A 14,015-nucleotide genomic window follows, 5' to 3' on the forward strand; every position below is an offset into this window, starting at 1 on the left:
GTTTTATTGGAAATAGAACTGTCAGCTCAGCCAGAAATGTCGATCACGCCGCAATCGCCGGCTTCCGACGAGAATGCGAGCAGCTTGCCGCTGGCGCTCCAGCTAAGGCCCGTGATGGCGCCCTTACCGGGTCGGCGCAGCAGTGCTTCCTTGCCGTCGGCAATGCGCACACCGAGGACCATGCCGTCGATGAAGCCGATGGCGAGCACTTCTTCCAGCGGATGAAACGCCACCTGCGTCACCATGATATTGGCGCGCGTGCCGAGTTCCATCGGTGCCTTGCCCATCGGGCCGTCCTTGGCCGAAAACGGCCAGACGATCGCGGCCGGTGCGCCGGAGGAGGCGAGCCACTTTCCCTTGACCGACCAGGACAGCGATTTCACCTTGGCCGGATAGCCGGTCATGCGCATGTGGCGGCTTTCGCCCGACTTGCTGTCGAGCTTCCAGCCGTGCAGGGCGTTTTCCTGCATCATGGTGACGAGGAAACGGCCGTCCGGAGAGAAGGTGACGCCGGTATGGGCGCCTTTCCAGTCGAGATCCTGCATCGGACTGTTGGTACCGACCCAATGCAAGGAGACGCCGTTATAGCGCGCTGCCGCGATCCTCAGCCCCTTCGGTGCGAAGGCGATGGCTTCGACGCTGCGCTCTTCCTTCACTTCCTTGACGGTGCCGTCGGAGAGCTTGACGAAGCTCGATTTCCCTTGCGCCCAGGCGACCGCACCCTGAGGGCCACCGGCAACGACGGAGATCCACTTGCGCGGCGTTTCCGAAATCGTGCTGACGGTGCCGTCATGGGAGATGCGCTGCACCCTGCCGTCTTCGCCGCCACTCAAAAGCGTGGCGCTGAAGGGGTGGCGGATGCAGGTCAACAGGCCGTGATGCGCGTCCGTTACCTTCTCACCGCCGTCAAGGCGGTGAATGGTGCCGGCTGCGGTGGCAAAGATCGGGATGTCGCCGAGAAAGTGAGCCGCGACGACATGACCGTCGATATCAAGAGGTGCAACGGTTGGCATCAGGCGACAGCAACCTCAGCCTGGCAAGCCATGAAGCTCTTCTGGATCTTGTCGAAGTCGAGGTCGCGGCCGATGAAGACGAGGCGGCTTTCACGCTTCTCGCCATCCTTCCACGGACGCTGGTGATCGCCTTCGACGATCATGTGGACGCCCTGGATGACGTAACGCTCCTCGTCGCCCTTGAAGGCGATGATGCCCTTGAGGCGCAGGATGTTGGGACCTTCTGCCTGGGTGATCTTCTGGATCCACGGGAAGAAGCGGTCCGGGTTCATCTCGCCGCCGCGCAGGGAAACCGATTTGACCGTGATATCGTGGATCGGCGACATCGCATCGTGATGCGCATGATGGCCGTGATCATGATGCTTGTGATCGTGCCCGTGATCATGATGATCGTGGTCGTGCGCGTGATGGTCATGCGCGTGGTGATCGTGGCTATGGTCGTGACCGCAATCGGGGCCGCAGACATGGTCTTCGTGGTCGTGGTCGAGGAAATGCGGATCGTTTTCCAGCGCCCGTTCCAGATTGAAGGCGCCCTGATCCAGCACGCGGGCGAGATCGATGCCCGAGCGGCTGGTGTTGTAGATACGGGCCGTCGGATTGATGGCGCGCACCACGTCTTCGACGATCTCCAGCTCTTCCGGGGTCACGAGATCGGTCTTGTTGATCAGCACGACGTCAGCAAACGCGATCTGGTCTTCGGCCTCGCGCGAATCCTTGAGGCGCAGCGGCAGATGCTTGGCGTCGACCAGAGCGATGACGGCGTCGAGTTCGGTCTTTGCGCGAACATCGTCGTCCATGAAGAAGGTCTGGGCGACCGGAACGGGATCGGCAAGGCCGGTCGTCTCGACGATAATGCCGTCAAAGCGGCCGGGGCGGCGCATCAGGCCTTCCACGACGCGGATCAGGTCGCCGCGCACCGTGCAGCAGACGCAGCCGTTGTTCATCTCGTAGATCTCTTCGTCGGACTCGACGATCAAATCGTTGTCGATGCCGATTTCGCCGAATTCGTTGACGATCACGGCGTATTTCTTGCTGTGGCTCTCCGACAGAATGCGGTTGAGCAAGGTCGTCTTGCCGGCGCCGAGATAGCCGGTCAGCACGGTTACGGGAATGGGCTTTGCAGCGACGGGAGCGGTGTTTTCAGTCATGGGAAACCTCTAAGGGTTCTGAAGCGCTCGGGGGAGCGCGGAAGCGTGTTGGCCTCATATAAGGGCAAGGCCGCGCGAGTTCAAAGGGGTTTTGAATGTTATATGATCACATGATCAGGGGAAGGCGTGCGCTGAGGCGATATCCGTCTTTGCGAAGTCTTCGCCGATGTACAGGAGGGGGCAGCCAAACTCCTTGGCTGTCGCATAAGCGAAGCAGTCGCCAAAGTTGAGCCCTGCCGGATGGAAGCCCTTGCCGAACTGTCGGTAGGCGGAAGAAGCGATTTCGGCACGGGCGGCGGTGACGTCGATGATGCTGAACGGGAGCGATGCGAGCAACTCGTCCAGCCCGGACCGGCATCCTTTCCTGACGGCAACAATCTGCGCTTCCAGCAACGTACCTGCTGATAGGATGAAATGTTCTGTCGGGACTTCGAGCACCGCAATACAGTGACTGGCCATCGGTTCGTTGCCGACGATTGCGATCAGCGCCGACGTGTCGACCGCGATCATACGGGCAGTCCGTCCTCATCGTAGAGATCATCGTGGCTTCGGTCGGCTGTGGGTTCCCCGGGTGGGAACGGGGGAGCCATCGCGCGGACCCGATCAAGGATGGCGCGCCGCTCTTCGCGGCTGAGCTGTGGCGCCGACCGGACGATGCGGGCAACCGTTACGCCGTCTTTTGTGAGCACAATGTCCTCGCCACTTTCGACGCGATCAAGCAACACACTCAGATTTTTCTGGGCTTCCTGTACCGATACCTGCATGCCGTCAGCCTCCGGTGTCCTGCGAAAGGTATGCGGTCTGGCAGAATGGTGCAAGGCTATCGAAACGCGTCAACATCAAACCGTGCCACATCCCGTAGCAACTCGATGATGCCGTTGACCGCATGCTTCACCAACTGCTCGCCCCGTTCTGCGGTGGCAGCGGTTGCGTTGCCGGCGGCGCCCTTGGCGTTGAGGTCCGACATTTTCCACCCGAACGCATGTGGGCCGTAGGCGCGCAGGTGACGAAAGTCTTTCGCGAAATCTGTCTGGCGCGATGGGAAGTTTTCGGCCCTCTCCATGTTCACCCGGTCCGGCCACAGTGCCAGCATGACAGAGGTCTCGATATCGCCGCCGTGGATATCGATTGCCTTGTCCTCCGGAGCGATCCAGCCTTCGGGCTGGCCGAAGCGGGTCCAGCTTGTTGCGACCGCCAGCATGTTGAAACGGACGCGGGCCTCTGTCGTGACGATCGTCAGCAGCGGCGCGTTGCCGCCATGGGCGTTCAGCATCACCAGTTTGCGGATGCCTTGCTTGTGAAGTTCCTCGGCGATTCCGAGCCAGCGGTCGATGGCCTCGGCGGCGGCCAGCGTCTTCGTTCCTGCCACATCCATGTGCTCGATCGAGTAGCCGACTGGCTCTACCGGCAGGAACGTCACCGGAAGATCAGCAGGAAGGGCAGGGATGATGCGGTCGACAAGGCCCTGTGCGATCAGCGTATCGGTCTCGAAAGGCAGGTGCGGACCGTGCTGTTCGTGGGCGCCGAGCGGCAGAACGGCGATCCAGTCGCCTCTTTTAGCGCTTTCTGTGGACGGGGGCGTAACATCGTTGTCATGATAGCGCGGCAAGGGATGCGGCATCTGGCGGTCAATTCCGGGTTTCGATAAGGGTGGCGTGGTATAGTTATAGCGCCGACTTCCATGACGCAAAACGGGCGGAGCCGATGAGCAAGAAAAAAGGCGACAAGAAATCCAAGTCGGGCAAGAAGAAGGACGGCGCTGGTCTTTCCGCAACCGACCTTGCGCCTGTCATTACACAGACCGCCCGGTCAATGCGCACCGCCTTGTCCCGCAGTCTGGTCGAAAGCGGCCTTTATGCCGGGCAGGACGGGGTGATCCTAGCGCTTTCCGAGGAAGACGGCATGACGCCGGGTCATCTTGCCAACCGCATGGGCGTCAAGGCTCCCACCATGACCCGCACGATCGGCCGCATGGAAGCGCAGGGATTTCTGGAGCGCCGGTCGGATGGAACGGATGGTCGCCTGACCAAGGTGCATCTGACGGAGCCTGGTCTGAAGAGCGTCGAGCAGATCGGCCGCGCGGTGGCCGAGTGCGGCGAACTGGCCGTCAAAGGTCTTTCGGACAAGGAGGTTCGCACCCTTCTCAAACTTCTCAAAGCCGTCGAGCACAATCTTCAGTCGGATGAGGGCGATCGCGACTGAGGGTTGCGTTTGCCAACCTGCTCGTCCGAAAAATCCCGTCACAGGATTGTCGCATGGAATTAAATTGTTTATTTAAACTTTAATTCGGGTGCTCTGCGTAAGAATGCAGGCTGCATGAGAACGCGGGGCTAGATGGCGCAGAAAATCAAACTGTCGACGATTGCCGAAAGTCTCGGTCTTTCTACAGCTACGATTTCGCTTGCTCTCCGGGACAGTCCGCTTGTCGCCGCTGATACCCGCGAGAAGATCAAGGAACAAGCGCGGGCGCTTGGCTATATCTACAATCGCCGTGCCGCCAGCCTTCGCACCTCGCGGTCCGGCATTATCGGTGTCGTCGTGCATGACGTGATGAACCCGTTTTACGGTGAAATCCTGAAAGCCATCGAGAGCGAGCTCGACCGCAGCCGTCATACGTTCATCCTCTCCAACCATTACGACTCGGTCGAAAAGCAGCGCACGTTCATCGAAACGCTGCTGCAGCTGGGTGGCGACGGCGTGATCATGTCGCCGGCGATCGGGACGCCGATCGAGGATATGAAGCTTGCCGAAGAAAACGGCATGCCGGCCATTCTTGTTGCCCGCTCGATGGAAGGCCTCGACCTGCCGACCTATCGTGGCGACGATGCTTATGGCATTTCGCTGGCCACCAACCATCTGATTGGCCTCGGCCACCGGGCGATCGCCATGATCGGCGGCACCGACCAGACATCGACCGGTCGCGACCGTTACCAGGGCTACGTCAACGCGCTGCTGAAAGCCAATATCGAGGTCGATCCGAACCTGCGCATTCCGGGACCCCGTTCGATGCAGGGCGGGTTCGAGGCGGCGGTGCACTTCCTGTCCCTGCCGCAAAAGCCGACGGCTGCGGTCTGCTGGAACGATCTGGTGGCGATCGGCCTGATGAACGGCATCGCGCGGGCCGGGTTGACACCGGGCGTCGATATTTCCGTCACCGGCTATGACGATCTGGAACAAGCTTCGATCTCGACGCCGTCTCTGACCACCGTTTCCAACGGACAGGCCGATGTCGGGCGCTTAGCGGCGCGGGCACTGCTCGATCGTCTTGCCGGGAGCCATGAGCCTGACGGTCTCCATCTGATCAAGCCGGAAATGCGTCTGCGCCAGTCGACCGGCGTCTTTCGTCCACGCTGATTTATCTTCATAAAGAGGTTGCTGCATGTCTGAGAATCCTGCCACCATCTTCGTGCCGGGCCGTATTCATCCGCGCGTTCTGGAGCGTCTGAACGACAGTTTCGAGGTCATCTCGGCTCCGCATGCCGAACTGGCATCCGTCGACGCCGAGACGAGGGCGCGCGTGCGTGGCATCGCGGTTTCCGGCAAATGCGATGCTGCCATCATCGATGCGTTTCCCAATCTCGAAGTCATCTCCAGCTTCGGTGTCGGTTACGACGGCACCGATACGAAGACGGCGGCCGAACGGGGCATCATCGTCACCAACACGCCTGACGTCCTGAACGATGAAGTGGCCGATACAGCGATCGCGCTGCTTCTCAATACGCTGCGGCAGTTTCCGAAGGCGGAGACCTATCTGCGCGAAGGCCGGTGGGCGAGCGAAGGGCCGTTTCCGCTGTCGCCGTTTTCACTGAAGGGCCGCAGCATCGGCATTCTCGGCCTCGGCCGCATCGGTCGCGAGATCGCAAAGCGGCTTGAACCGTTCAAGGTGACGATCGGATATTACAGCCGCAGCCAACGCTCGGATGTCGGCTATATCTATTATCCGTCGCTGAAGGAGATGGCTGAGGCCGTCGATACGCTCATCTGCATCGCGCCCGGGACGCCGGATACGTTCAAGATCATCAATGCGGAGATCTTCGAAGCGCTTGGACCGGGTGGCGTGTTCATCAATGTCGGTCGTGGATCGAGCGTTGACGAGGAAGCAATGATTGCCGCCCTCAGCGACAAGACGATTGCCGCAGCGGGCCTCGACGTCTTCTTCGACGAGCCGAACGTGCCGGCGGAGCTGATCGCTCTCGACAATACCTGCCTTCTGCCGCATGTCGCCTCCGCATCTGTTCAGACCCGCAATGCGATGGCCGATCTCGTCGTCGACAACCTGATCGGCTGGTTCAAGGACGGCCGCGTGCTGACGCCGGTTCCGGAAACCCCCGTCAAGGGATAACCGGCAAACACGGCGAGGGCGTTTGATTCACGCGGTGCGGGCAACCGGTGGGCTGGTCGCACCGCTTGTCGATGCCGCATAGGCGCGGGCCGCATCGCCGAACGCCCGGAACAGGGCGCCCGACGGTGCGTCGGTTTCGGCCCAGTATTCCGGATGCCACTGGACGCCAACGGCGAAATTCTTCGCGTCGATCACCGACACCGCCTCGATCGTGCCGTCTGCAGCCGTCGCCTCCACCTTCAGGCGGGGAGCGGTCTTTGCAATCGCCTGGCGGTGGAGCGAATTCACCTGGACTTCGCCGGCAAATCCGAGGAAATCCGCGATGCAGGAGCCTTCCTTGACGAAGACCGGCTGGCGGATCGCGTACATCGCGTCGCGGTCTGGCACGTCGGGCTTGCGGTGGTCCCAGTTGCCCGGCTGATCCTGGATCTCGCTTGCCAGCGTGCCACCCAGCGCGACATTCAGCTCCTGGATGCCGCGGCAGATGGCGAGAAGCGGAATGCCGCGCTCGATCGCGCGGCGGATCATCGGCAGCGAGGTGGCGTCGCGGCCGGGATCGAACGGGCCGTCTGCCTCGGTCGCTTCGTGGCCGTAGAGCGACGGGTGGACGTTGCTGACGGCGCCGGAAACCAGCACGCCGTCGACCCGGTCGAGGATCGTGTCGACATCGTTGCCCTCTTCGAAGGCGGGAACGATGAAGCTCATGACGTCCGCCACTTTCAGCGCCGCATTGACATACTGGTTGGGTGTGGCGTGCCAGAGGGCGCCTTCGAATTGCCTGAGATCGGCGGGAACGGCGACGATAGGCTTGCGGCACGAGACGGGCATGAACGATCTCCAGGCGGGGCAGTGGTTCTCATCCCGTATTGCTGCCGGAGGCGGGGCGAAGTCAAGCCGTAGCGACGCCGTGCAGCGTGAACCACGACGATCGCGGAAGACGAAAGTATAATGCGGTTTAACCTTGGTCCGCCGTCATTGTTACATGGTCTGCTTGCAAGCATTCAAGCAACATGATTACCTCATCTAGGACTGGCGAGGTATGGGAGGAGACATCTTCGCGGTCTGTTCAACCCGGGAGGACTTTTGATGGATCGTCGTTCATTCCTGAAAAAGACGGCAGTCGGCGGCGCGGGAGCCGCTGCAGCCACAGTGCTTGCTGTTCCGCTTTCGACACCTGCCATTGCCCAGCAGAACCCGAAGATCAACTGGCGCCTGACATCATCATTTCCGAAATCGCTGGACACGATTTATGGCGGCGCCGACGATATCGCGAAGCATGTTGCAGCCGCCACCGACGGCAATTTCACGATCCAGCCGTTTGCAGGTGGTGAGATCGTCCCGGGTCTGCAGGCGGCCGATGCTGTCTCCGCTGGCACGGTCGAGATGTGCCATACCTGCTCCTACTATTTTGTCGGCAAGGACCCGACCTTTGCGATCGGCACGGCGATCCCCTTCGGCATGAATGCGCGCCTGACGAACTCGTGGTTCTACCAGGGCAACGGCAATACGCTGATGAACGAGTTCTATGCCAAGCATCAGATCTACGGCATGCCGGCCGGCAATACCGGGGCCCAGATGGGCGGCTGGTTCCGCAAGGAAATCAACACCGTCGACGACTTCAAGGGCGTGAAGATGCGCATTGCCGGCATTGCCGGGAAGGTGCTCGAAAAGCTCGGCGCCGTACCGCAGCAGATCGCCGGAGGCGATATCTATCCGGCTCTTGAAAAGGGCACGATCGATGCGGCGGAGTGGGTCGGTCCCTATGACGACCACAAGCTCGGCTTCTACAAGGTGGCCAAGTATTACTACTATCCGGCTTTCTGGGAAGGCGGCCCGACAATCCATGCCTTCATCAACCTCGACAAGTGGAACAGCCTGCCAAAGCACTATCAGTCGGCGCTGACCGATGCCTGCGCCTTCGCCAATACCAACATGATGGCGAAATACGACCTGAAGAACCCGATGGCGATCAAGCAGATCGTATCGCAGGGGACGACGTTGCGGCCGTTCAGCCAGGATATCCTCGAGGCCTGCTACACGGCGGCAATGGACGTCTACAAAGGTATTTCCGCAACCAACGCGGATTTCAAGAAGGTCTACGACGACCAGGTCGCATTCAAGAAGGAAGGTTACCTCTGGATGCAGCTTTCGGAGTACACGTTCGACACGTTCATGATGATCCAGCAGCGCAACGGCAAGATCTGAACGTCTACAGCGTTGCTCAGACACGTACCCCGGATCGCAAGGTCCGGGGTTTTCTTTTGCAGCCGAGGGATGGCGCCAGACTGGATTCACGCAATAGACGCGCTGCACGTATGCCCGGTTGTGTCGGCTCGACAATCACACGCTGGTACATGTGATGGTGGCGTTCGAAGGCAAAAGCAGAGCACTCCGTGGCCAGCCGGAGTATCGGTGAAGACGGGCTTCACCGACTTAAGGCAAAAGCCTTGCCGTCGAACAGGAGGTGATGCGATGTGGTTTCCACTGAGCATTACGTTGCTGGTTAGGAAATACCGGACGGGCTGGTCAGTGTCCGTCCGGTTCATTTTCTACATCAGATAACAAAGGGAGAGCAGAGTTCGCGCTTTGCTCTCCACTCCAACGTACTACTGCGCCGGTTTTCTGGCAAGACGAAGCCGTTAAGGGTTGATCTTGGGTGGCTCGCCGAAGTTGGGCATGCCGGGTAGTCCGGGGGCAGGTTGCGCGCCGCCGCCCTGACCGGGCGCACCATCCATCGGCGGCAGGCCGAAATTGGGCATCTGGTTGTTGCCGCTATCATTGCCGAAGCCGGGGATTTCGATCTTGATCGTATTGAGATCGACGTCCGGCGCCTTGTCCAGCCAATAGGTGACGGATTCCGGCCAGAAGATGATGATGGCGACGAGGATCAACTGCATCCCGAGCCACGGAATGGCGCCGAGATAGATGTCCTTCGTCTTCACGGTCTTCGGCGCGATCGAACGCAGGTAGAAGAGTGCGAAGCCGAATGGCGGGTGCATGAACGAGGTCTGCATGTTGACGCAGAGCAGCACGCCGAACCAGATCAGGTCGATGCCGAGCGCGGTTGCGACCGGTGCCAGCATCGGCAGGACGATAAAGGCGATCTCGAAGAAATCCAGGAAGAACGCCAGGAAGAAAATGAAGATGTTGACGAAGATCAGGAAGCCGAGAGCGCCGCCCGGAATATGAGACAGCAGGAATTCGATCCAGAGCCCGCCGTTCATGCCCTGGAAGACCAGGCTGAAGCAGGTGGCGCCGACCAGGATGAAGACGACCATCGAGGTGATCGTCATTGTCGAATGCATGGCCTGCTTGACGAGGTCCCAGGTCAGGCGGCGGTGCATGGCAGCAAGCGCCATGGCGCCGACGACGCCGAGCGCGCCGGCTTCCGTCGGTGTGGCAAGTCCCATGAACAGGGTGCCGAGGACAAGGAAGATCAGCACGACCGAAGGGACCATGCCCCACAGCACTCTCAACACCAGCGCGGCATTGAGTTCGCCGCGGGCCTCCGGCGGCAGCGCCGGAACATCCTGGGGCCGGACGATCGAGGTGAAGAGAATGAACAGCAGGAAGATCACGACCTGCAGGATCGAAGGGCCGATGGCGCCGAGATACATGTCGCCGACCGAACGGCCGAGCTGATCGGCCAGAACGATGAGGACGAGCGACGGCGGAATGACCTGGGTGATCGTGCCGGAGGCTGCAATCACGCCGGTTGCGAGACGCGGACTGTAGCCGTATTTCAGCATGATCGGCAGGGAAATCACACCCATGGTGATGACGGAGGCGGCAACCGTGCCGGTGATGGCGCCGAGAATCGCGCCGACGATGATTACCGCATAGGCAAGGCCGCCGGGAATGGCGCCGAACAGTTTTCCGGTGCCTTCGAGCAGGTCCTCGGCAAGGCCGCAGCGTTCAAGAATGGCACCCATAAAGGTGAAGAAGGGAATGGCGAGAAGCAGGTCGTTGGAGACGATGCCGAAAATGCGCAGCGGCAGGGCCTGCATGAACGCATACTCGAAATGACCGGTGTAGATACCGAGGAAGCCGAAAAACAGCCCGACCGCCGAAAGGGAAAAGGCGACCGGAAAGCCGTAAAGCATGAAAATGATCATGCCCAGAAACATGGCCGGTGGCATTACGCCGTATTCAAACATGAGCTTGGTTTCCCCCCGGAATGGCGCGGTCTTATTGCAGTGGCTTTTCGTAGGTCGTGTCGACCTGGAGGGTGCCTGTGAGGCCGGCGATGCGCTTGATCAGCTCGGACAGGCCCTGAAAGGCAAGGAGCACGAACCCCGAGACGATGATGAATTTGACGGGCCAGCGGATCAGGCCGCCGGCATTCGAAGACACTTCGCCTTGCATGAAAGACAGGGAGAAGAACGGCCAGGACAGCCATGCCAGAAAGAGGCATGCCGGGATCAGAAAGATCACCAGGCCGATCGCATCGATCCACAACCGCTTGCGATCCGAGACGGCGCCGTAGATCAGATCGACGCGGACGTGTTCATTGAGACGAAGCGTATGGGGTGCGCCCAAGAGAACGATAAACGCGAACAGATACCACTGTATTTCCAGCCAGCCATTCGAGCTGTAGTTGAACGCATAGCGGATGCAGGCATTACCGGCACTGATCAGGCAGCAGGCCAGAACGAGATAACCCGCAAATTTTCCGACGATTTCGCTGACACGGTCAATTAACGCGCTGAATTTCAACAGGCCCGCCATACTCACTCGCTCCCCAGCAGGTCTTTACCTCTGCCCGAATGAGGCGATGTAAACGAACGCTTATTAAAAGAAAAGACCCCCATGGGTCGCATAAATGCCGTTTCCAGGCATTGCGCGAAATATTATTGCGAAGGTGGTCGCGAGAGCGCATAATTGAGTTTGGAGAGTTTTAGCAATCCCTGTTACCGTTCATTGATCGCTTTTCGACGAACCCCCACAATCCAAGGGGTCGCACTCCGACAACAATCAATTTTTAAAACGTTTTCTCCATTGTAGGTCTGATGGCAAGGGAATGTGCCCCTATGAAGAATGCGGAAGCGCAAACGCTGCCGACAGAAGTGTATCTGTCGTTCGTCGAATCGCTGTTTAGAAATCGTGGAACGCTGTGGACTGGAATGGTGGTCCATATCCTGTCGTGCGCAGTGATTTTTGCCACGACGGGCTCTACCTTCTATATCATGCTGATTGCGGTGTTCTTGGCAGTCTTCACTTTCCGGGTCATCTCGTTCCGCCGCTTCGACAGTCTCGACCGTGCGGTTCTTTCCCGCGACGAGATCGAAAGCTGGGAAACACGCTACGTCTACGGCGCCGCGGCGACTGCTTTCCTTCTAGGTATCAGCAGCGCCTATGCGGTTCTTGTCCTGCGGGACATGATGGCCGCCTTCATGTGCATCGCGGTCACCATGGCGTCGATGGTGTCGATCGTCGGCCGCAACTACGGGTCTGCTCGCGCGGTTGCGCTGCAGACGACCGGCTGCTGCTTGCCGCTGATCATTGCCTGCGTGCTGACCGGCGAAATCAATCTTGCGCTGATGGCGCTCTTTCTCGTGCCGTTCGGGTTGACCACCCAGTCGATGGCGACGGGGGTGCGGGAATTTCTCTACAAGAACGTCATCGTTTCGCGCGAGATGAAGACGGTTGCCGACCAGCTCGACAGTGCGCTCAGCACCATGACGCATGCGCTGATCATGCTGGACGCCGATGGCCGGGTGCAGGTCGTCAACCGGCGCGCGCACGAATTGCTGGGACTGGGCGATGCCGAAGACCTGATGGGCGCGAGTTTCATCGCCGCCCTTCGCGACCGCGAAAATGCGTTTCCGGACGAGATCCTGACGCAGATCGGCGGCTTGCTGGAAGGGCAGGCGGGCAAGACGCTGCTGCGTCTCAATGACGACACCTATCTGGAATTCTCGCTCAGCCGCCGTTCCGAGGGCGGTCTCGTGATGATCTTCGAGGATGTCAGCGCGAGGGTCGCTGCCGAAGAGAAAATCCTTCACCTTGTTCGTTTCGACACGCTGACCGGCCTGCCGACACGGGGACATTTCACCGAACAGGTCAAACGTCGGCTGGCAAATGCAGGTCCGGAGATGTGGGCCGGGCTTGCTATTCTTGATGTCGACGGGTTCAAGCATGTCAACGACATGCGCGGCCACGTGGTGGGCGACAAGCTCCTTGCAGCAATTGCCGAACGGGCAGCGGCGTTTGCGAGCGACGAGGTTCTGATCGGCCGGCTGGTCGGTGACGAGTTCGTTCTGCTGGTGACCGGCAAAGACGGTTCTTGCGCGATCGAGGCGCGTATCCGCGAGATTCATCGGACATTCGAGGGGGATTACCGGGTCGACGGGCTCAGTCTTTCGGTATCGCTCAACAGCGGTTGCGTCATTCTGCCCGCTGAAGATTTCGACATGGAATCCTGGCAGATCAAGGCGGACCTTGCCCTCAACGAGGCAAAGTCGACCGGCAACGGCACGGTTAGAACCTTCAGGCCGGAAATGGATGGTCGGTATGTGGCCGAGCAGCGTCTGCGGACCGATCTGCGCCATGCCATCGAAAACGGCCATCTGTCCGTCGTCTACCAGCCGATGTACCGGCCGGACGGGTCCGAGATGGAATGCTGCGAGGCACTGGTGAGATGGTCGCATCCCGAGCGCGGCTGGATCGGCCCCAACATCTTCATCCCGCTTGCCGAAAGCATGGGCCTGATTTCGGACGTCACCCGGTTCGTGCTGGACAAGGCATGCGCCGACTGCGCCGAATGGTCGGGCGGCATGGCGGTCTCCGTCAATCTCTCGGTCAAGGATCTTCGTGGCGGTGCGATCACGGCAATGGTGGCCGAGACTTTGGCGCGCTACAGTCTGCCTGCCGCACGGCTGCATCTGGAAGTAACCGAAAGCTGCTTCATGGAGGAGCCTGTCGCCGTGAGTGCGACGCTCAGCCGGTTGCGCGCCAACGGCGTGACGATCGCAATCGACGATTTCGGCACCGGGTTCTCGAGCCTCAGCTATCTGGATTCCCTGCCGATCGATATCGTCAAGATCGACCGCGCCTTCGTGCGCGACATCGGTACCGATCCGCGCCGCATGAAGCTTTTGAGCGGCATCGTGCATCTTTCACGCGAGCTCGATCTCCGCATCGTTCTCGAAGGCGTCGAAACCCAGGAACAGCTGGATCTCGTGCGCAAGCACAATTTTGCGGACCTGGTTCAGGGCTACATCTTCTCGCCGCCGGTGCCGGTCGATGCGCTGGAGAGTCTGCGCGTTAACGGCGTTGCTCTCAGCAAGGCGGGTAGTCGTGCCGTATCGGGCCGCAAGAACGACGCGCCGCGGTCACTGAGCGCGGCTGGCTAGACGCGCTTCCCCATATCTTCACGGGCTATTTTTTGCACCCGCGGCATAAGGTTACCGTTGGCGGTTAACTATTTCTGTTTAAAGTTTGTTAAACATAATTTCGGCGATTGCGATCAAGGCTCAGTTCACGGTTAATCCTGGGTTAACGTCCCATGGA

Annotated in this window: 13 protein-coding genes; 5 read left to right on the forward strand and 8 right to left on the reverse strand. The window is 59.9% G+C overall.

Annotation, left to right across the window (positions count from 1 at the left end):
• Positions 1–26: 26 nt before the first annotated feature.
• The 5 genes from AC0JZ8_RS09030 to AC0JZ8_RS09050 form a co-directional block, all read right to left on the reverse strand.
• Complete coding sequence (locus AC0JZ8_RS09030) at positions 27–1,013, reverse strand: WD40 repeat domain-containing protein (protein ID WP_471892332.1); 987 nt, start codon at positions 1,011–1,013, stop codon at positions 27–29.
• Positions 1,013–2,161, reverse strand: a complete 1,149-nt coding sequence (locus tag AC0JZ8_RS09035) for a CobW family GTP-binding protein (protein ID WP_471892333.1) — start codon at positions 2,159–2,161, stop codon at positions 1,013–1,015. Before AC0JZ8_RS09035 ends, AC0JZ8_RS09030 begins: the two co-directional genes overlap by 1 nt.
• Positions 2,162–2,275: 114 nt before the next feature.
• Positions 2,276–2,671, reverse strand: a complete 396-nt coding sequence (locus AC0JZ8_RS09040; RefSeq protein WP_471892334.1) for a type II toxin-antitoxin system VapC family toxin — start codon at positions 2,669–2,671, stop codon at positions 2,276–2,278.
• Positions 2,668–2,925, reverse strand: coding sequence for a type II toxin-antitoxin system Phd/YefM family antitoxin (locus AC0JZ8_RS09045; protein ID WP_192086011.1), 258 nt, complete (start codon positions 2,923–2,925; stop codon positions 2,668–2,670). Before AC0JZ8_RS09045 ends, AC0JZ8_RS09040 begins: the two co-directional genes overlap by 4 nt.
• A 56-nt stretch (positions 2,926–2,981) precedes the next feature.
• Positions 2,982–3,782: a creatininase family protein gene (locus AC0JZ8_RS09050; RefSeq protein WP_471892335.1), complete on the reverse strand. Its 801-nt coding sequence runs from the start codon at positions 3,780–3,782 to the stop codon at positions 2,982–2,984.
• A gap of 83 nt (positions 3,783–3,865) precedes the next feature.
• On the opposite strand from AC0JZ8_RS09050, the gene AC0JZ8_RS09055 reads away from it, so the two are divergent.
• The 3 genes from AC0JZ8_RS09055 to AC0JZ8_RS09065 all read left to right on the forward strand — a co-directional run bounded on the left by AC0JZ8_RS09055 (position 3,866) and on the right by AC0JZ8_RS09065 (position 6,503).
• Complete coding sequence (locus tag AC0JZ8_RS09055) at positions 3,866–4,363, forward strand: MarR family winged helix-turn-helix transcriptional regulator (RefSeq protein WP_471892336.1); 498 nt, start codon at positions 3,866–3,868, stop codon at positions 4,361–4,363.
• Positions 4,364–4,495: 132 nt separating this feature from the next.
• Positions 4,496–5,515 (forward strand): LacI family DNA-binding transcriptional regulator, encoded by a 1,020-nt coding sequence (locus AC0JZ8_RS09060; RefSeq protein WP_062582147.1) that lies wholly within the window; start codon positions 4,496–4,498, stop codon positions 5,513–5,515.
• A 25-nt stretch (positions 5,516–5,540) separates the two neighbouring features.
• The gene (locus AC0JZ8_RS09065; protein ID WP_471892337.1) at positions 5,541–6,503 is read left to right on the forward strand and encodes a 2-hydroxyacid dehydrogenase; all 963 of its coding nucleotides are present in this window, start codon (positions 5,541–5,543) and stop codon (positions 6,501–6,503) included.
• Between the two features lie 27 nt (positions 6,504–6,530).
• Here AC0JZ8_RS09065 and AC0JZ8_RS09070 read toward each other — a convergent pair whose 3' ends face one another.
• Complete coding sequence (locus AC0JZ8_RS09070; RefSeq protein ID WP_471892338.1) at positions 6,531–7,331, reverse strand: gamma-glutamyl-gamma-aminobutyrate hydrolase family protein; 801 nt, start codon at positions 7,329–7,331, stop codon at positions 6,531–6,533.
• A gap of 258 nt (positions 7,332–7,589) precedes the next feature.
• Here AC0JZ8_RS09070 and AC0JZ8_RS09075 point away from each other — a divergent pair, with 258 nt between their 5' ends.
• Positions 7,590–8,708: a TRAP transporter substrate-binding protein gene (locus AC0JZ8_RS09075; RefSeq protein ID WP_062461086.1), complete on the forward strand. Its 1,119-nt coding sequence runs from the start codon at positions 7,590–7,592 to the stop codon at positions 8,706–8,708.
• 434 nt (positions 8,709–9,142) lie between these two features.
• Here AC0JZ8_RS09075 and AC0JZ8_RS09080 read toward each other — a convergent pair whose 3' ends face one another.
• On the reverse strand, positions 9,143–10,660 hold the full coding sequence (locus AC0JZ8_RS09080) for a TRAP transporter large permease (RefSeq protein WP_471892339.1): 1,518 nt from the start codon (positions 10,658–10,660) through the stop codon (positions 9,143–9,145).
• A gap of 31 nt (positions 10,661–10,691) precedes the next feature.
• Entirely contained in the window at positions 10,692–11,231 is a 540-nt protein-coding gene (locus AC0JZ8_RS09085) for a TRAP transporter small permease subunit (protein ID WP_471892340.1), read from the reverse strand.
• A gap of 302 nt (positions 11,232–11,533) precedes the next feature.
• Between AC0JZ8_RS09085 and AC0JZ8_RS09090 the strand changes: the two genes are divergently transcribed.
• Positions 11,534–13,858 (forward strand): putative bifunctional diguanylate cyclase/phosphodiesterase, encoded by a 2,325-nt coding sequence (locus AC0JZ8_RS09090; protein ID WP_062461077.1) that lies wholly within the window; start codon positions 11,534–11,536, stop codon positions 13,856–13,858.
• Positions 13,859–14,015: the final 157 nt, after the last annotated feature.

Source organism: Velazquezella soli (assembly GCF_977018685.1).